The organism is Desulfoconvexum algidum (assembly GCF_055382125.1).
The window spans coordinates 3,473,496-3,490,699 of sequence record NZ_AP042394.1 but is presented as its reverse complement, the minus strand read 5'-3'; the positions used below and the strand labels follow the sequence as shown (position 1 = coordinate 3,490,699).

17 protein-coding genes are annotated in these 17,204 nt (G+C 41.9%); 14 read left to right on the top strand and 3 right to left on the bottom strand.

Going from position 1 to position 17,204, the window contains the following annotated elements:
• The first annotated feature begins 27 nt into the window (after nucleotides 1–27).
• The 14 genes from ACZ45G_RS15975 (at nucleotide 28) to ACZ45G_RS15910 (ending at nucleotide 15,250) form a co-directional block, all read left to right on the top strand.
• Nucleotides 28–1,470: a sugar transferase gene (locus ACZ45G_RS15975; protein WP_464171438.1), complete on the top strand. Its 1,443-nt coding sequence runs from the start codon at nucleotides 28–30 to the stop codon at nucleotides 1,468–1,470.
• 152 nt (nucleotides 1,471–1,622) lie between these two features.
• Entirely contained in the window at nucleotides 1,623–2,579 is a 957-nt protein-coding gene (locus ACZ45G_RS15970; protein WP_464171436.1) for a VanZ family protein, read from the top strand.
• Nucleotides 2,576–3,070, top strand: coding sequence for a S26 family signal peptidase (locus tag ACZ45G_RS15965; protein WP_464171434.1), 495 nt, complete (start codon nucleotides 2,576–2,578; stop codon nucleotides 3,068–3,070). Before ACZ45G_RS15970 ends, ACZ45G_RS15965 begins: the two co-directional genes overlap by 4 nt.
• Nucleotides 3,060–3,986 (top strand): hypothetical protein, encoded by a 927-nt coding sequence (locus ACZ45G_RS15960; protein WP_464171432.1) that lies wholly within the window; start codon nucleotides 3,060–3,062, stop codon nucleotides 3,984–3,986. Before ACZ45G_RS15965 ends, ACZ45G_RS15960 begins: the two co-directional genes overlap by 11 nt.
• On the top strand, nucleotides 3,976–4,272 hold the full coding sequence (locus tag ACZ45G_RS15955; RefSeq protein ID WP_464171430.1) for a PqqD family protein: 297 nt from the start codon (nucleotides 3,976–3,978) through the stop codon (nucleotides 4,270–4,272). The genes ACZ45G_RS15960 and ACZ45G_RS15955 overlap by 11 nt, the downstream gene beginning before the upstream one ends.
• 142 nt (nucleotides 4,273–4,414) lie before the next feature.
• Nucleotides 4,415–4,546, top strand: coding sequence for a hypothetical protein (locus tag ACZ45G_RS15950; protein ID WP_464171429.1), 132 nt, complete (start codon nucleotides 4,415–4,417; stop codon nucleotides 4,544–4,546).
• A gap of 49 nt (nucleotides 4,547–4,595) precedes the next feature.
• The gene (locus ACZ45G_RS15945) at nucleotides 4,596–5,306 is read left to right on the top strand and encodes a PEP-CTERM sorting domain-containing protein (protein ID WP_464171427.1); all 711 of its coding nucleotides are present in this window, start codon (nucleotides 4,596–4,598) and stop codon (nucleotides 5,304–5,306) included.
• 86 nt (nucleotides 5,307–5,392) lie between these two features.
• Complete coding sequence (locus tag ACZ45G_RS15940) at nucleotides 5,393–7,216, top strand: ABC transporter ATP-binding protein (RefSeq protein ID WP_464171425.1); 1,824 nt, start codon at nucleotides 5,393–5,395, stop codon at nucleotides 7,214–7,216.
• A 142-nt stretch (nucleotides 7,217–7,358) separates the two neighbouring features.
• Nucleotides 7,359–7,733, top strand: coding sequence for a PilZ domain-containing protein (locus ACZ45G_RS15935; protein ID WP_464171423.1), 375 nt, complete (start codon nucleotides 7,359–7,361; stop codon nucleotides 7,731–7,733).
• A 99-nt stretch (nucleotides 7,734–7,832) separates the two neighbouring features.
• Nucleotides 7,833–8,363 (top strand): hypothetical protein, encoded by a 531-nt coding sequence (locus ACZ45G_RS15930; protein ID WP_464171422.1) that lies wholly within the window; start codon nucleotides 7,833–7,835, stop codon nucleotides 8,361–8,363.
• A gap of 183 nt (nucleotides 8,364–8,546) precedes the next feature.
• A complete protein-coding gene (locus tag ACZ45G_RS15925) occupies nucleotides 8,547–9,893 on the top strand; it encodes a surface lipoprotein assembly modifier (protein WP_464171420.1) in 1,347 nt (448 codons plus the stop codon).
• Nucleotides 9,894–9,903: 10 nt separating this feature from the next.
• Nucleotides 9,904–10,707: a polysaccharide biosynthesis/export family protein gene (locus ACZ45G_RS15920; protein WP_464171418.1), complete on the top strand. Its 804-nt coding sequence runs from the start codon at nucleotides 9,904–9,906 to the stop codon at nucleotides 10,705–10,707.
• 2 nt (nucleotides 10,708–10,709) lie between these two features.
• Nucleotides 10,710–12,899 carry a GumC family protein gene (locus ACZ45G_RS15915; protein WP_464171416.1) on the top strand — a complete coding sequence of 730 codons (2,190 nt, stop codon included), beginning with the start codon at nucleotides 10,710–10,712 and terminating at the stop codon, nucleotides 12,897–12,899.
• 5 nt (nucleotides 12,900–12,904) lie between these two features.
• Complete coding sequence (locus tag ACZ45G_RS15910) at nucleotides 12,905–15,250, top strand: O-antigen ligase family protein (protein WP_464171415.1); 2,346 nt, start codon at nucleotides 12,905–12,907, stop codon at nucleotides 15,248–15,250.
• Between the two features lie 17 nt (nucleotides 15,251–15,267).
• Here ACZ45G_RS15910 and ACZ45G_RS15905 read toward each other — a convergent pair whose 3' ends face one another.
• Genes ACZ45G_RS15905 through ACZ45G_RS15895 form a run of 3 tightly spaced genes read right to left on the bottom strand, consistent with a single transcriptional unit; the run spans nucleotide 15,268 to nucleotide 17,177 of the window.
• Entirely contained in the window at nucleotides 15,268–15,798 is a 531-nt protein-coding gene (locus tag ACZ45G_RS15905) for a M48 family metalloprotease (RefSeq protein WP_464171413.1), read from the bottom strand.
• Between the two features lie 15 nt (nucleotides 15,799–15,813).
• Complete coding sequence (locus ACZ45G_RS15900; RefSeq protein ID WP_464171411.1) at nucleotides 15,814–16,452, bottom strand: methyl-accepting chemotaxis protein; 639 nt, start codon at nucleotides 16,450–16,452, stop codon at nucleotides 15,814–15,816.
• Nucleotides 16,449–17,177: a hypothetical protein gene (locus tag ACZ45G_RS15895; protein ID WP_464171409.1), complete on the bottom strand. Its 729-nt coding sequence runs from the start codon at nucleotides 17,175–17,177 to the stop codon at nucleotides 16,449–16,451. The genes ACZ45G_RS15900 and ACZ45G_RS15895 overlap by 4 nt, the downstream gene beginning before the upstream one ends.
• Between the last annotated feature and the right edge of the window lie 27 nt (nucleotides 17,178–17,204).

Below are 17,204 nucleotides of genomic sequence, written 5' to 3'. Positions count from 1 at the left end.
TACCATTGTCCGGACTGAGGAATAAAAATGCTCAAGGAACATAGTTCATTCATTTTAGATATGCAAAAAACCATTGATATTGGTATCACGGCTTTTTCATTTATTGCAGCCTATTTTATAAAAAGAAATCTTCTCCCTGGAAAATTTAGCAGCCTTTCCATTGAGCCCAATTATTATATTATCCTTCTACTGATTATCATTGCCTGGTATATCTCTTTTAAATGGATGGGTATGTATATGTCCTACAGGCAACAACCTTTCTGGCCATTTTTCATCACAATTTTAAAATCGTGCCTCCTGGGAATAATACTGGTGAATATTGCCATGTACTTTCTACATATTCAAAATATCAGCCGTCTGTTGATGGGTATTTTTCTGGTGCTTAATATCTCTTTGCTTACCCTATCCAAATTTATTATTTTCAAAACTTTGGAAAAGGTCAGAACAGAAGGGCTTAACACAAGGAACGTTCTTGTTGTTGGGAGCAAAGAACGGGCAAAAGATTTCATTGAATCAATTGAAAAATATAAATCCACAGGATACAGAGTCATGGGGTGTTTTGATGTGGAAGAAGAACGCCTTGGCCTGACTGTTGTTAATGGTCATAAAATCATAGGCCTTGTACAGAACCTGGAAGCATATCTGCGGGATAATATTGTTGATGAATTAATTTTTGCCATGCCACTCAAGTTGCTGGAAAAAGGGGACCGGTCTCTTGCCTTTGCAGAAAGTCTGGGAATAAATGTAAGGATTATTCCAGACTGGGAACTTCATTACCTGATGTATAGGCCGGGGATAGCCGCAATCCGGTTTGAAGCGTTTTTAGGGATCCATACCATGGCCCTTCAATCTACGCCACATAATGAAGGGGCGATGCTCATAAAGCATGTGTTTGATTTTATAGGTGCCCTGGTTCTCACTATTGTTCTGTTGCCTGTTTTTATAGGTATCGGTCTTGCCATAAAAATATTTTCCAAGGGTCCTGTTTTCTACCAGCAGGAGCGGTTGGGGATGAACGGCAGGCGGTTTATGGTGTATAAGTTCAGGACAATGGTTGCGGATGCGGATGAAAGGCTCAAAGAACTTGCCGAGATGAATGAGGCCGATGGGCCTGCCTTTAAAATTAGGAATGATCCGAGAATTATTCCCTGGGTGGGTTCTTTTTTAAGGAAGACCAGCCTGGATGAGCTGCCCCAGCTGTTTAACGTTTTGAAAAGTGAGATGAGTCTTGTGGGGCCCCGACCGCCTATCCCCAAGGAAGTGGATGAATATTCCGTATGGCACAGGCGGCGGCTGTCCATGAAACCCGGGATGACCTGCCTGTGGCAGATTGCACCCAGGCGCAATGACTTGAGCTTTGAAGAGTGGATGAAACTGGATTTGGAGTATATTGACAACTGGTCGATTTTTAATGATTTTAAGATTCTGGTGCTTACGGCCAAGGCTGTTTTGACCGGGGCTGGCAGATGATTTATTGGAAGAAGATGAACGCAGCTTTTCAGGACTTAAACCTTCTAAAAGATCATTCCACTTGATAAAAAAAATATTCTTTTTGCTTTGCTGGCTGGGGTGAGATTTTTTGTCATTTTTTTATTGAGCAATATGAAAAAAGGGGCCCTGATATGCTTGGGGATAACTGGACCCTGCACTCATTTGAAAGTGGTAGGGCAGGGGGTGAAGAAAACGGGCTGCTGCTTTTTTCTTCAGATCGAAAAAAAAGTGTCTCTATTCGACAGGAGATCCCGTCCTTTGAGCAGGGTTCCATACTTGAATTGTCAGCAGATATGAAGTGCGAGAATATCCAGCCCGGTAAAAAACCATGGAACCTGGCAAGGCTTTTGATGGTTCAGCATGACGGACAGAAAGACATGTGGAACCTGCCGCACCAGGTGGTTTCTTTTGCCGGGACTCATAAGTGGGGCAGCTACAGCCAATCTTTTACCATGGGTCTGGAGACAAAAAAACTTACGGTTGTTGCCCAATTGAGCCAAAGCACAGGGGCTTTTTGGCTTAAAAATATTCATCTGTATCCTGTATTTCAGACAAAGGTTTATACCTGTATTAAAGCAGCTCTTCTTGTTTCCTGGGGCCTCTTTTCTGTCTTTTTCCTGGGGTCCTGTTTTTTTTATGGTAATCATAAAACCAATCTCCAGGTGATGCTGGTTATTACCTTTATTGCCATCATTATCGGAACCACCATGCCCCGCGGCATGAAAACCAGTGTATCAACCCAGGTTGTAAACCAGATCAATGGGGCCACTGATATATTTTCTGACAGGTTTGAACCGGTTATTGCTTCGTATATATCAAAGGCCGGGCATTTTTGTTTTTTCCTATTGTTCGGACTGGTCCTTTCCATGCTGATGGGCAGGGAGTCCGGTATTACGGTCATGATCCATATTCTGCTGCTGGCAGGCGCCACAGAGCTTGCCCAGTTTTACATTGACGGCCGGTCCCCCCTGGTATGGGATTTTGTCATTGACGGGTCTGGCGGGTTGTGTGGAATTATTTTGGTGCAATTGTCTGGTATAAAGAAGTTCGGCGCAATCAAGTCATTTGGAAAAAGGGATCCTGATTGAAACTTGAATCAAACAGTTTACTTTTATCAAGCCAGGAGATAGCTGGTTTTCTTAAAAAGACCTGTGAAAAAGGAGTCCCTTTCAAATTTACAGCAAAGGGAATGAGCATGTCTCCGTTTATCTGCAATGGTGATTCAATAATCATTGAACCTGTATTTAAAAAGAAAAAAATAGAAACAGGTGATATCGTAGCATTCATCACTCCTGATGAAGGGCATCTCATCATCCATAGAATTATTAAAAAAAACAGTCAATACCTGTTAAAGGGAGATAATGCTTTTCATAGCGATGGCTATTGTGAAAAAAATGATATCCATGGTTATGTCAAAAATATAATCATTAATGGTAAAAATGTACCAAATTATCACAAAACTATTCGGCGCTGTTTCCTTTTTTTAAACAATTTTAAAAAAATTATTGCCTTTTCAAGCCAGTATAAAATATTAACTCCTGTTTGTCGAATTACCAACAAGGTGTTAAATGAAAAATAACGTTAAATATTATCAAGTTGCTGGGATAACGGTTCAGGTCAGTTCGGATTTTTTGATTACCGAAAACACCTTCCATCCGAAATTTAACCTTTTTGAAGTTGACGGCCCAGGGGGTGATAATGTCATGATTCACCACTATTTTCTTCTACCAGAATATTTAAAAAATCCAAAAATATATAAAAATCCAATTTATGAAACTGATTCCTGGAAAGTAATTAAGACAAAGGATGCCTGGATTTATAAATACAATCCCACCTTAGAGGAAGAATCCGGATATCCGGTTGTTGGGTTATTTAATGACAATCACACTGCCATAAAGATATATTTACCCGATATTAGTGAACGCCAATATAAGGAAGCAAATTTTAATGCCTTAAGCCTTTTTAATTCGGATCAGATACTTTTTTCAAAACTTTTATGTTGTAGAGAAGGGCTTATTCTTCATTCGAATGGATTTGATATCAATGGCAATGGTGTCCTTCTAACTGGTGAATCAGGAGCAGGAAAGAGCACTCTTTCAAAAATGTTAAAAAATAAGGGGTTCCAAATACTCTGTGACGACAGAATGTTTATTAAAAAAAATGAAACATTTTTTGCATATGGCAATTGGTGCCATGGAACCGTTCCCGATTTTTCTTCAACTCAGGCTCCATTAAAAGGCATTCTCTTTCTCGAAAAATCAAAAACCAACATGATACAAAAAATTACTAGTAAAAATGAAATATTCCAGAAGCTTATCACTTCAGTAGTTAGACCTTTTCTGAATCGAGAGGAATGGGATTCAACCCTAAAAATACTTGAAGAAATCGTTGATAGTACCAGTTGTTATAAAATAAAATTTGATTTGTCCGGTGAAATATGTGAGTTATTGGATAATTTATTTGATTTTAAAGGTAAACACTTAAATGGTTGCTAATTTAAAAGCATATTACAAAATATCTGATCAGGTTGTTACACGAAAAATAGAAGAAGATATCATTATTGTTCCTCTTAATAAGGGGATTGGTGATCTTGATGCTGAAATATTCTCGTTAAACGCGACAGGGGTTGCTATATGGGAAAAATTAGATGGAACGAAGTGTCTTGATAGTATTATAGATGACACTGTCCGAGAATTTAATGCTTCCTATGAGCAAATCAAAGAGGATGTCATTAAGCTTGTCGAGCAATTGCAAAAAGTTGAATTTTTGGTTGAGTTGTAATCAATGGGAAAAAGGATAACTTCAGGAGAATAATCTCTTTTGCTATTAGAAAAAAATGGATATTTTCTTGAGATAAGTTATTTTTTTAATGTGGTATATTTGTTGCATATACATCAAACATAATAAAAAACGGAGATTAATAATGGAACATATTCAAAAAAAAGAATGGGTAAAGCCAGAACTGATTATGATAAGCTTTATCGAAACAAGTGAAACTGTTTTAAAATTTAGTGCCCAGCAGGTTCCCCAGGACGGCTCTAATAGTGGCTCCTAAGGGATTAGGCTATTTTAAACTATTAACTATTAAATTAAGGACGGTAATTATGATAAAGAAAATGCTTTTGTTGCTCATTTTATTCTCGACACTGTTTTTACCTATTCATGTTTTTGCGACAACGGTAGATATTACGGGAGGTTCTGGAGAGACTGTTAGCTATATTGTTTCTCTTGACTCTACGGACACATCCAGCTGGGCTGGACAGATCAATGCTCAATTTGGGGATTCAAGCTCTTACATCGGTGCATATTGTGTTGACTTTTATACCGATATCACTGATAAAGGCTATTCAATCGATGGGTATTCTGATGTTCTATCCTATACGGACACCTTCTTTACTAAAGGCAACGGACTTTATGCCGCTTGGTTAATGAATGAATATTCAAGTTGGCTTGGATACACTGGTTACGGGTTTGATGAACTCGCGGCTTCAGAAGCAGGTCTGCAACTTGCCATATGGGATGCCCTATATGATGGAATCACAGATACAGATAATGATGGAATTACAGATACAGATAATTTTGTTGTGACAACTGATACAACAACTACTGCTGCATACGCTTACTATTCCGAATATATTGCCGCCTTACTTGATGCAGATCTTACTGACTTTACAGGCGAAAATTTTCAAGTGGTAAAACTAACAGATGCTCAGGATCTTATAGTTTATAATCCTGTGCCTGAACCTGGAACCGTCATTCTTTTCGGAATCGGGCTCCTTGGTATCAGTGGCATAGTCAGAAAAAAAAAAGCATAGTTTGACTTTTAATAAATTTTTCTAAAAGACAGTACGTTCGTAATACGCACTGTCTTTTTTTTTGCTTTTATGTATACTCATGCCTGATGAATCCAAACTCCTTAAATACCAAGCTTAAGAATGCCGTCCGGATTGACCGGGCCCTAAAGTTTGTATGGCAGGCATCTCCTTTATATACCGTTCTTTCCGGGATTGTCGTCATTGCCCAAGGCATCCTTCCCCTCATCTCCTTATACCTGATAAAACTGATCATTGATTCTGTTACCGGCCTTGATTTTAGTCCGGGAACAAGCCTGCTGGATCAGTCTTTTTCAAAAACCCTTTTATATATAGGGATGGCCTGCGGGGTAGGGCTTTTAGCTGCATTTTTTAATTTTTTAACCGATTATGTTAAAAAAGCGCAAGCCCTTACGGTGACGGATTATATGTTTTCTGTACTCCATGAAAAATCTGTCCAGGCGGACCTTGCCTTTTACGAATCCCCGGAATACAGGGATACGCTTTTCAGGGCCCAGCAGGAAGGGCCCTACCGGCCGACAAATATTGTGAATGGTTTGTTTGCCGCAGGTCAGAGCGGTGCTTCTTTTGCTGCTGTGTTTGCCTTGTTATTCATGTTCAACCCTATCCTTCCCATTGTTATGGTTGTCGCTGTGATTCCGGGGGTTTTACTGCGGTTAAGATACTCTGGTAAAATTTATTCCTGGCAGGAAAAAAGGACTGAAGACGAGCGCCGTGCCTACTATTTTCACTGGATGCTCACGGGAGATGCCCATGCCAAGGAGTTCAGGCTTTTCAACCTTGGGAAACATTTTATCAACCAATTTAACTCCATCAGAAAAACCCTAAAGAAAGAAAAACTGTATTTTGAAAAAAGACGGGCCTTTGGGGACTTTGTTGCCCAGTCAAGCGCCACCATGGCAGTTTTCGGGTCTTTTGTCTATATTGCATTCAAGACGGCTCAGGGCAGTATTACCCTGGGAGACATGGTGATGTATTTTCAAGGGTTTCAAAAAGGGCTTGGGTTCTTGAAAACATTTTTGGAAAGCTTTGCCCAGATGTATGAGGACAATTTGTTCTTGTCCCAGCTTTATGAATTCTTAAAGCTAAAACCCAACGTTGTTGAACCTGAAAATCCATGCCAGGTTCCGGAAAAAATCAAAACCGGCATTGATTTTAAAAATGTGAACTTTTTTTACCAGGACAAGGGTAAAAATGTGTTAAATTGTGTAAACTTTTCCATAAAATCAGGGGAAGTGGTTGCCCTGGTGGGGGAGAACGGATCGGGAAAATCTACCATTGTGAAATTATTAACCCGGCTCTATGATCCACGAGGGGGGGATATTTTTCTAGATGGGGAAAATATTAAAAATTTTAAAATAGATGAATTTAGAAAAAAAATAAGTGTGGTTTTCCAGGATCCTATAAAATATCAGCTCTCGGCCCGGGAAAATATTTATCTGGGGGATATTGAGCAAAAGGATAATTTACCCGGGATCAAAGCGGCGGCCATTCAGGCGGACGTAGACAAGAAGATATCCGACTTTTCCGCAGGCTACGACACCCTGTTGGGCAGATGGTTTAAAGCTGGAGAAGAATTGAGCATCGGCCAATGGCAGATGGTTGCCATTGCAAGGGCTTTTTTCAGGGATGCACAGCTTGTTATACTGGATGAACCCTCGAGTGCCCTGGACCCTGAAACTGAAATGAAGATCTTTTCAAAACTTAAAAAACTCATTAAGGGTCGTTCGGCTTTGATCATCAGCCACCGGTATTCTACCGTTAAGATGGCAGATAAAATTCTTGTTCTGGACAAAGGAAGCATTGTTGAACAAGGATCCCATTCAGAGCTCATGGAACTTAAGGGGAAATATGCCAGGCTTTTTACTACCCAGGCAAAGGCCTATCTGTAATGTTGATTCCATTTTTTGTCAGTGGTCTGCCATTTTTTGGGGTTTTAAGTTGTAATAAATTTTAAATTTATGTATTCCTATATGAAAATTTAGTAAAGTTATATTGTGAACACTCATTGCACTTTTGCCCGAGGGTTTAAATTTGAAAAAAAGAAACTGCAAACGATTCAATATCCCAGGAGTCACCCTTTATTTCAGGGAAAAAACCTTTTTTTTCTTTTCTGGTAAATATTCTGCCGATTATTTTCCGGTTATCAATCTCAGTAAGGGCGGGGCAAAATTCTTGTGTCATCAGCGGTTTTCACCTGGTAGCCGGATTACAATTAAATTGGATGTTCCCGGGATGGATCAGGCCCATGAAATTTTAGCAAGTATAAAATGGATCTCAAAAAACCCGGAACAAAGCTATCGATATCAGACGGGTATCAGCTTTAATTCCTATGGAAAAAGGAAAAATGAAAATTCCATGGAAGTTTTTTCCTTTTTAGAAGCCCTTGAACCAGGCACCGGGGAGTAGAACAAAACAAATTTACAGACTTTTTAGTATGGCATTCATATTGCATTGATTCTAAGTCAATTACTTATTATAAAAAAGTTTAAACACAGGAGAATAGAAATGAAAAATATAATTATAATCCTATCGATTTTCATTGGGCTGGTTGTTTTTGCTTTGCCGGGTTTTGCCCAGGAAAAGGAAACAAAAAAGTGGGATACGGAATTTGTCCAAGCGTTGGAGAAAATTCGATCCCAAAAGAAGACCGGCGGTCTTGGATACACCGTCACCGAAGAAGAAGCCCTGGAAAAAGCCATTAAAAAGGCCATGGACCAGAAGGCTCCCGCCTGTGAGGCCTTGAAGCTTGCTGTGGATCTTAATTTTAACCCTTATACTGTGGTGAGCGGGATTTTCAGCTCAGGGGCGGAGATCGATCTGGATCAGCTTTGTATGTGCGCCACAGAAAGCGGTATCTCCAAAAGCCTTATGGCTCAGGCAGCGACTGCTGCAGCGGATGCCAATTTGCTGACCCGGGATGAAATCACCCAGTCCCAATGCCTCAGGGAAGGTCTTGGTTTTACTGAGGAGGCCCAACCCTTTGAAAGTATGGTTGTCGAAGGGCCCAAAATTACATACTCAGTTGCTAGTCCCTGATAAAAAGCCTGCTTTTTTATAAAAAAGCCCTGTATCCTTGCTTGATACAGGGTTTTTTTTGGGGTTGACAAAATCTGTGTATTGGGATTAAGTGGACGTTTGATGTTATTTATACTAGTAGTTGCTTTCTATGCTATCTTTAATTGAAGTAACAGGCAGGCAAGATTATAAAGGACGTGCAGAATGAAGTGTGACGCACACCATAGATATTTTCTTTTTATCGGTTTATTTGTTTTTTTTACACTAACCTGTTCCTATGCAGCAGAAACGCCTCCCATGGGTCAAACAACGGAGTCTTCCTCCGTTCCAGTGGGCCAGTCAGAAGGAGAACTGGTTTCTGAAGAGGATGGCATAGGAGCGGATATCTTTGGCGGAAAAGGGGGGATTTTCCATCCGTTTCTTGTGGTCGAAGAACGATGGACAGACAACCTTTTTCTCACGGAATCCGATACAAAGAGTGATTTTGTCACCACCATCGCACCCGGCCTCTGGTTGGCAGTTCCGGCCAACAAGGAAAAACTCTTATCCCTGCAGACCACTACCACTTCGGTGGGAGGTCTTCAGCTGAGCAGGGTAAAACCACCGGCCACCCGAAAATACCAGGCCTATGCTCTTTATTCTCCAGAATGGGTCCTCTACTCCGACCATTCCACCCAAGATCATTGGAATCATAATGCAGAAGCCTTATTTCAATATAATTTGAATATGGGGCTTTCCTTTGATTTTATTGATGTGTTCAACGACAGAGAAGACATCAGCGGTAACGGTCTTACCGATACGCTCTACCGGTATCAGGATAATCTGCTGGATTTTATCACTACCTACGAACCATCGGAAAAGCTCAAATTAAGATTTGATTACGCCAATTATATGTTGGATTATGATGAAGACATCAACAACTACAGGGACAGAATGGATAATTCTGTTGCCCTTTACGCCTTTTATCAATTTTGGGCCAAGACCTCTCTTTTTGTTCAATATGCATATGCCAACATCGACTATGACGAAAGGACCGTTACAGACAGCATTGAAAATTCATACTATGCCGGTGTCAGCTGGGAAATAACCGCTAAAACCCGCGGGAGTTTCAAGCTGGGGTATATGGACAAGAATTTTGACAGCGCAAGCGTTGCGGACCAGGACGGATTTTCCTTTGAGCTTCAGACCCAGCACAACCTGACCGCTAAACGGTCTGTCCAGGTCAATGCATTTCGAAAATTTAATGAATCGGATTACATATTTGCCTCAAGTTATTACGCCACGGGAATTAATGTGGGTATCCGGCAGAAATTTAGGGAAAAGTGGTCTGCCACCCTTGTAGCCGCCTATGAAAGAGATGAATATAACGGGGTTAACAACGGGGTTAACAGGGATGATGATTTTTTCAGCATTGGCCCGGCTGTAAGGTATGAGCCCAGAAAATGGCTTACCTTTGACCTTGCCTATTATTGGAATTTGAGAGATTCTAATCTTACCTTCTATGATTACGCCAGCAATGAAATTCTCCTGCGAGCAACTATTTCAATGTAAACGGATACTTATGAAGTGTACAGCAATATTATTGATACTGATATCTTTGTTTTTTTTGCCCCTTGTCTGTTTGGCACAAGATTACACCGTGGGGGAGGGGGATGTCCTGGATATCAATGTCTATGAAAACGAAGACCTGACCACTACGGTAAGAGTCACCGCCAACAGCACCATTAGAGTTCCTTTGATCGGAGAAATCAGTGTCGCGGATATGACGGTCTCCCAGGTGTCCGGGAAAATTGAAACACTCCTGGCCGACGGATATCTTGTGAATCCCCAGGTGGATGTTTTCATAAAGGAACATCGAAGCAAGCAGGCCATTATCCTGGGGCAGATTGAAAGTCCGGGACAGTATGAGCTGAGGGGAAAGATCACATTTCTGGAGTTTATCTCAAAGGCTGGGGGACTGACACCCGATGCCGGGAGTACTGCCACCATAAAAAGAATCAAAGAATCTGATAACAATTCGGATAACAACAAGGAGACCCTTGTTGTTGACCTGGAAAGACTAATAAAAAAGGGAGAGACCTCTTTAAACCTTTTAATCCAGGATAAGGACAGTGTTTATATATCAAAGGCAAAAACCTATTATGTTTCAGGGGAAGTCAAAAAGCCGGACTCCTACAAATATGAACCAGATCTCACGGTTATCATGGCCATAACAATGGCCGGCGGATTTTCCAAGATTGCTGCCAAGGAAAAGGTCAGAATTATCAGAACCGTGGACGGCGAAAAACGAATTTTTGAACGAGTGAACATGGATGCAGCAGTTCTGGCCGATGATGTCATTGTTGTTCCTGAAAGCCTGTGGTAATTATGAATGAACGAGAGATCCATTTAAGAGACTATCTTCGTATTGTCAACAAGCGAAAAGCCACCATTCTCACTTTTTTTATTCTCACCCTTTTGGTCGTCATTATTGCTACATTTACAGCAACCCCCATGTACCAGGCATCAACAAAGGTTATTATCGAAAGGAATACGGCCGGTGGTTTGACAAATTCCTATACCTATACCCCCTATGACCCGGAATTTTTAGAAACCCAGTACCAGCTGATTAAAAGTGCTGCTGTGGTTGAAAAGGTTGTCAAAAAACTGGACGCTGAAAAAATGTACGATCTTTTCTTTCCGGAAAAAGAGGAAGATAAATCCTATATTGCCAGTGCAAAAGAGTGGTTTGCAGAACAGATGTCATCCTTAAAACAGATGGCAGGGATTGAAACATTTTTTTCTTCCAAGGATAGTCTTGAAAACAACATTCCCCTTAAAATGAAGATTCCCCCCACCAAGGCACGAATGCTTGAAGATGTCATCAAATCTGGCATTGCAGCTGAACCCGTGGCGAACTCCCGGGTGGTCCAGCTCAGTTTCATGTCAGATAATCCGGCAGTGGCAACCCGGGTGGTAAATTCCGTTGCCCAGGCCTATATCGACGAATTGCTGGACATGCAGATGGAGGTCTCGGGGTATAGTATCGGGTGGATGAAAAAAAAATCTGAGATACAGCGGGAACGTTTGGAAGAGTCTGAACGGGATCTATACGGCTATAAAAAAAAGCATGATATTGTCACCATTGAAGACCGCATCACGGTTCTGCCAGAAAGGCTTTCAGACCTGTCAAAAAATCTGACCCAGGCGGAGACCAGGCGAAAGGAACTTTTTGCCGTATACGAGCAGATCAAAAATATTAAAAAAGACCAGCTTGAAACCATCCCGGTCATTGTCGAAAACACCTCTGTAGACGCCATCAACAAGTCAATCCTGGCAGCTGAACAAAAAATTTCAGAGCTTTCTAAAAAATACGGTTCCAAGCATCCCCGGATGATCACGGCAAAAAATGATCTCCAGGGCCTTAAATCAAAAAAATACAAAGAGCTGGAAAAAGCGGTTCAGACCATTAAAAACGAATACCAGCTGGCCAGGTCCAATGAGCGGGATTTAAAAGAGTTGGTGGACCAGACCAAATTCCAGGCAGCCCGGCTGGGGGAAAAATCCATCCAGCTGGACATTCTAAAGAGAAAGGTGGAGACCAACCGGTTTTTGTATGATGCCCTTGTCAAAAAAATGAAGGAAAAAGGGATTACCGAGCAGAACCAGTCCGTGAATGTCTGGGTGATTGAAAAGGCACAGATACCGGATTTTCCTGCAACTCCTCGGAAAAAAAGAAATATTCTGCTGGGAATTATACTGGGGCTATTCGGCGGTGTCGGTATTGCTTTTTTCCTTGAGTACCTGGACAATACGGTTAAGACCCCGGAAGATGTTGAAGAAAAATTTAATATCCCTGTGATCAGTACCATTGATCTGTTTAAGAGTAAAAATGAAACCATTGTTGAAAATGTACTAAACGATCCCTCCTCCTTAACAGCAGAGAATTTTAAGGGCCTTCGGACTTCCATTCTTCTTTCTTCCGCAGACAAGCCCCCCAAAATATTGCTTATTACCAGCATGACCCCCGGTGAGGGCAAGTCATCGGTTTGTGCCTGCCTGGGGGCCACCATCGCCCAAACCGGGAAAAAGGTTCTCATTATTGGCGGGGACATGAGACGGCCCACCCAGTATAAAAATTTCAAGATTGAGAATAAAGTGGGGTTAAGCTCTTTTCTTGCCGGAATTTCACCGGCAATTGAAGAAATTGTGACCCGACTGGATAAAAATTTACATATCATTCCATCGGGTCCCATTCCCCCCAACCCCTCTGAGCTGTTAAGTTCAACAAGGCTTAAGGCGATACTGGTGCAGCTTGGCAAGATTTATGACATGATCCTCATTGACTCGCCTCCCTTGGCAAGTGTCACCGACCCTCTGATCATAAGCCAGCATGTGGATGGTGTTGTCATTGTAACCTGGGCAGGGAAAACAACCCAGGAAATGCTGGGAAAGGGGCTCAAGCAGCTGGAAGATATTTCAGCGCCCATCACAGGTCTTGTGCTGAACCGGTTTAGTGCCAAGAAAAGCGGATATTATTATAATTATGGTGATTATTATTATTCATCAGATGTTTGATTGACATGTCCCCAAGATTTTCAAAAGCAATTCTTTTTTTTCTGATCCTTTTCACCCCCCTTGCCTTTGGGACGGTGGAGCCTTGGTCTTATGCGGTGATGGAAATTTTAGCTGCCACGGCTTTTCTCTCGTTTGCCATTACCCTGGTTCAAAAAAAAGAGGACCTCTATGCGGTTCCCGGCATGGTTCCCCTCCTGTTATTTCTGGCATATATCTTGTTTCAACTGGTTCCCCTTCCCCCCGTTGTGGTGGAATTTCTTTCTCCCGGTGCCTTTTCAATCCAGGAAAAAGCCTTTGCCCTGACAGATACCCATTCCTGGATGACCCTGTCGGTTAACCATAAAGCAGGCCTGTCTGAGTTTTTCAGGTATGGCACCTATGTTCTTTTTTACCTGTTGACGGTTCAGAGTTTAAAGGAAAAGGATACCCTCCAGGCCATGGCCCTTGTCATTGCCGTTTTTGGCGGATTGCTGGCCTTCTCTTCCATCCTCCAGTTTTACCTGACAAAAGATATGGCCTTGTGGTTCAGGTACTCCCCTATCAATTCTATTATTGTCGGGCCCTATGTAAATCACAACCATTATGCCGGGCTCATGGAAATGATATTTCCCATTGTATTGGCCTTGTTCTTCTTTTACCGGCCGCGAATCGGTAAAACCTCATTCTTTCGGGGTATTGCCGAAATTTTGAGCCAGGAAAAGGCAAATATTCATATTCTCATCGGCAGTTCGGCCCTTTTAATTCTTGTGTCCATTTTTGTAAGCCTTTCCCGGGGGGCCATGATCAGTACCGCATTCTCCCTGGTTTTGTTCTTTTTCCTGCTGTTAAAACGGAAAATAAGCCGGGGGAATACTGCTATGGTTGTTGGCCTTGTGGTGGTTGCCTCCCTTGCAATTGGGTGGTTTGGCTGGGACCAGATACTGGACCGTTTTGCAAAACTTAAAACTGCCCAGGGCGTTGTGTATGAAGCCCGGTTGGACTTCTGGAAAGACAGCAGCAATATTATCCGGGATTTTAAACTAACCGGGTCGGGCCTGGGAACATTTGCCCATATCTACCCGCCCTATAAATCTCTCATAGACGACCGTACCCTGACACACGCCCATAATGACTATATTGAATTGCTTGTGGAAGGCGGGGTCATCTCCTTTGCCCTGATAACAGCCTTTTTGGTGACCTGGTTCCGTAAGACCTACAAAACCTTTTTACAGCGGCGGGATGCCTTTTCCATTTACCTCTATATGGGCAGCCTGACGGCTATCACTGCCATTTTGATCCATAGTTTTACCGATTTTAATCTGCACATCGGGGCCAACGGGCTATGGTTCTTTTTTGTTGCAGGGTTAGGTGTTTCTTTTGCCAATACCAATATAAGAAGGACAAATACCTTAACCCGGCTGGAACCGGTTACCGCCTCCTTTAAGCGAGGAATTTTTATTTCAGCCGTCACCCTCTTTGCTGCTGCGGCAATTGTCTATAATGTTTCCAATCTATTGGGTGGGTTTTATTACAACCCTATTAAAAATATTGAGATGGGCGATAAAACCCCTGGGGGCACCTTGGAAAAAATAGATGCCATTGCAAACCTGGCCATAAAATTTGATCCCTTCCATGCGCAATCACGATACGTTTCCGGCAATGCCGCATGGTTTTTAAAAGATATGGACGCTGCCGAATCAAATTTCAAGGCGGCCGTTCTTCTGGACCCTTTGAATTCCCAATTTTTGAAACGGTATGGCATTTTTCTGGCCCAGACAAAAGCACAGGACAAAGCTGAAACAGCCTTTTTTTTGAGCACCCTGTATACCCCGACCCGGCCGGAATTTTCTTTTCAATATGGGACCTGGCTCCTGTCAAAGGATAAAAAAGAAGCGGGCATTGCCCAGATGAGAAAAAGTCTTGAACTGGATGAAAAATATGCAGACAAGGTTTTGACATCCATGATTCTTGCGGGGTTGAGTTACGAAGAAATGGAAATGGCAATTCCGGATCTGCCCGGCCCTTTCCTGGCCTTTTCTGAATTTTTATACACAACCGGGAAACGAGAAGCGGCAACTATTATGTATATGGAGACCCTGGACCTGATAGAACGCCAGGAACCTGCCAAGCACTGGCAGTTTTATAAAATATATCGATTTTTTATCCGGCAGAATAATTTAAAAAACGCCATGGAGGTCATGGAACGGGCGGAACGAGCGTTGCCCATGAATTCCGCCATTAAAGTTACGCTGGGAGATCTTTACAAGCAACAGGGCATCTTATACAAGGCAGTAGAAAAATATGAACAAGCCCTTTATGTGGATCCAAAGAATAAGAAGGTCTTAAAAAAAATAGAGCAGATTAATAATTAGGCTGATAATTGAAACGCTTAATCATTGATGTGCTTTTCAGCATATTGGGCCAGAACTTCATGGATCTTCTGGGGAGGGGACACCTTGAAATAATTTTCCACGATTACATGACCGATCTCATGGGCCACCACCCTTAAACGCCCATTATCCGCCGAATAAAACACCCTGTTTTTGCCCGGGGAGTAAAATGCGATATAATTGACATCTATCTTGTAAAGACGCTGGAAATGCTTTTGGACGGCCTCTTCATCCGGTTCAATGACAATGTAAAACTTCAGTTGAGGGGGATACATATCCAATACCCCCATTGCTCGTTCCACAATGACATTGATTTTTGCCACCACCTCTTGTTCAATGGTATCGGGTCCCTGTCTTTTAACCATGGCCCTTAAGGTTCCCATGTATAATTTTGAGTTGAATTTTTTCAGGGCCCTGGGGTCCTGGTAGGTGATGGTTGCGTATCTGGAGTTGAGTTCAACACCAGGGCATTCGAGAACAAAGAGGGATAGCCCCAGAATTGCCATTAAAAGAATATACAGGGTGCGCATGAACAAGACCCGATCCTATGATTTTGGGGTGCTGTTAAGTGTATATTTTTTTACCTCGGCTTCAATGTTTTTTTGGCCCTCTTTTATGATCTCAAGGATGCGCAGCATTTCTCCGGGATCTTGATCGACTTGAATCGCTTGATCCTTTTGAGCGAGAATCGTTTCAAGTTGTCCGGATGCCATGGCGATTTTATAATTTTGATCATCAATAAAGGTTAACTGCCGGGCGAGGCCTAAATTAAATTCATTGAGTTGTTGGGCCAACTCTTTTCCCTCGTCTTTTTGTCTTAAGACAATCTTTTTTGAAATATCATGGGCCGTCATCTCAGCCAGCGCTTTTTCAAACCGGAAAAAAGGTCCTGCCACCCTATGGGTCAGGCGCAGGGTGATGAAAATAATGGTAATGCCGCCGATGACGATGAACAGCCATTGGGCGCTCAGCATTTTTTTAAACAAAATTCCCGGGGTAGTTCCCAGCTGGAGGTGATAATTGTCATATACAATGGAAAGGGTGTTGGCAGAAAAAAAACTGAATATTCCCACAAACAAAAAAGTGCCCAGGGCCAGCAGGATAAAATAATTGAAAATGGTTCTTCCCTGAAATTCTTTGTTAATAAAATACTGCCGGCGTTTGTAAGAACCTGTATTACTCATTTCTGCCTCCAGATTTCAGCATTTTCTTTGAGTTTTTTTGACCATTCATCCATTAGAACTTCCTTTTTTTTCTCCTGGATGAACAGAGCAATTTTTTCCATATCGATTCCAGAAATTTTTCCTGCATCCAAAGATATTATCTCTTCCAGTCGATAAACAATCACCCCGGCATTGGTCACAAAGGGCGCAGATGATTGACCTTTTTTAAGGGTGAAAACAATGAACTTGAGATCATCGGAAATATCCATAAAATCCGATTCTATTTTCTGGAGAATAGGGTTTTCCCCTGCCAATGCCGCAGCCAAGGTCTCATACCTGAGTTTCGAAACGTGGATTTTGCTTTGTGATAAAGAATGATAGCGCTCAATCTCTTGCTCAGAAACCTCCACAGCAAGGGTCGTAAGTTGTCTGTCCAAAAGAAGTTTGATCAGGGATTGCTCATAATAATTTTCAACACTCGCTCGAAAGGTTTCTTCCTTGTTAATGTCCTGTTTGACGCCTTCCTGTATTAAAAGCTGTTTGGTGATGATGGAATCAATAAACTGATCTTCGGTCATATAATAGGGCTTGGACGGCAATAGCGCGTTATACTCAGATTCGGTTATGATTCGGTCATTTATCACAATAGCGGGTTTTGAGATTTCAACTCGGGTGTCTTGAAGCCCATAGACGGCTAACATTGAGAAAACAACCAGAATTCCGGCAATATAGTAGATATACTTCATATGGGTTCATCCTTTTCCAAAGTTATC

Excerpts from the sequence above, each read along its gene's own strand:
- ACZ45G_RS15945 (WP_464171427.1), top strand. The coding sequence starts at position 4,596 with ATGATAAAGAAAATGCTTTTGTTGCTCATTTTATTCTCGACACTGTTT.
- ACZ45G_RS15895 (WP_464171409.1), bottom strand. The coding sequence starts at position 17,177 with ATGAAGTATATCTACTATATTGCCGGAATTCTGGTTGTTTTCTCAATG.
- ACZ45G_RS15915 (WP_464171416.1), top strand. The coding sequence starts at position 10,710 with ATGAATGAACGAGAGATCCATTTAAGAGACTATCTTCGTATTGTCAAC.
- ACZ45G_RS15905 (WP_464171413.1), bottom strand. The coding sequence starts at position 15,798 with ATGCGCACCCTGTATATTCTTTTAATGGCAATTCTGGGGCTATCCCTC.
- ACZ45G_RS15940 (WP_464171425.1), top strand. The coding sequence starts at position 5,393 with ATGAATCCAAACTCCTTAAATACCAAGCTTAAGAATGCCGTCCGGATT.
- ACZ45G_RS15910 (WP_464171415.1), top strand. The coding sequence starts at position 12,905 with ATGTCCCCAAGATTTTCAAAAGCAATTCTTTTTTTTCTGATCCTTTTC.
- ACZ45G_RS15950 (WP_464171429.1), top strand. The coding sequence starts at position 4,415 with ATGGAACATATTCAAAAAAAAGAATGGGTAAAGCCAGAACTGATTATG.
- ACZ45G_RS15925 (WP_464171420.1), top strand. The coding sequence starts at position 8,547 with ATGAAGTGTGACGCACACCATAGATATTTTCTTTTTATCGGTTTATTT.
- ACZ45G_RS15970 (WP_464171436.1), top strand. The coding sequence starts at position 1,623 with ATGCTTGGGGATAACTGGACCCTGCACTCATTTGAAAGTGGTAGGGCA.
- ACZ45G_RS15960 (WP_464171432.1), top strand. The coding sequence starts at position 3,060 with ATGAAAAATAACGTTAAATATTATCAAGTTGCTGGGATAACGGTTCAG.
- ACZ45G_RS15900 (WP_464171411.1), bottom strand. The coding sequence starts at position 16,452 with ATGAGTAATACAGGTTCTTACAAACGCCGGCAGTATTTTATTAACAAA.
- ACZ45G_RS15920 (WP_464171418.1), top strand. The coding sequence starts at position 9,904 with ATGAAGTGTACAGCAATATTATTGATACTGATATCTTTGTTTTTTTTG.
- ACZ45G_RS15930 (WP_464171422.1), top strand. The coding sequence starts at position 7,833 with ATGAAAAATATAATTATAATCCTATCGATTTTCATTGGGCTGGTTGTT.
- ACZ45G_RS15955 (WP_464171430.1), top strand. The coding sequence starts at position 3,976 with ATGGTTGCTAATTTAAAAGCATATTACAAAATATCTGATCAGGTTGTT.
- ACZ45G_RS15975 (WP_464171438.1), top strand. The coding sequence starts at position 28 with ATGCTCAAGGAACATAGTTCATTCATTTTAGATATGCAAAAAACCATT.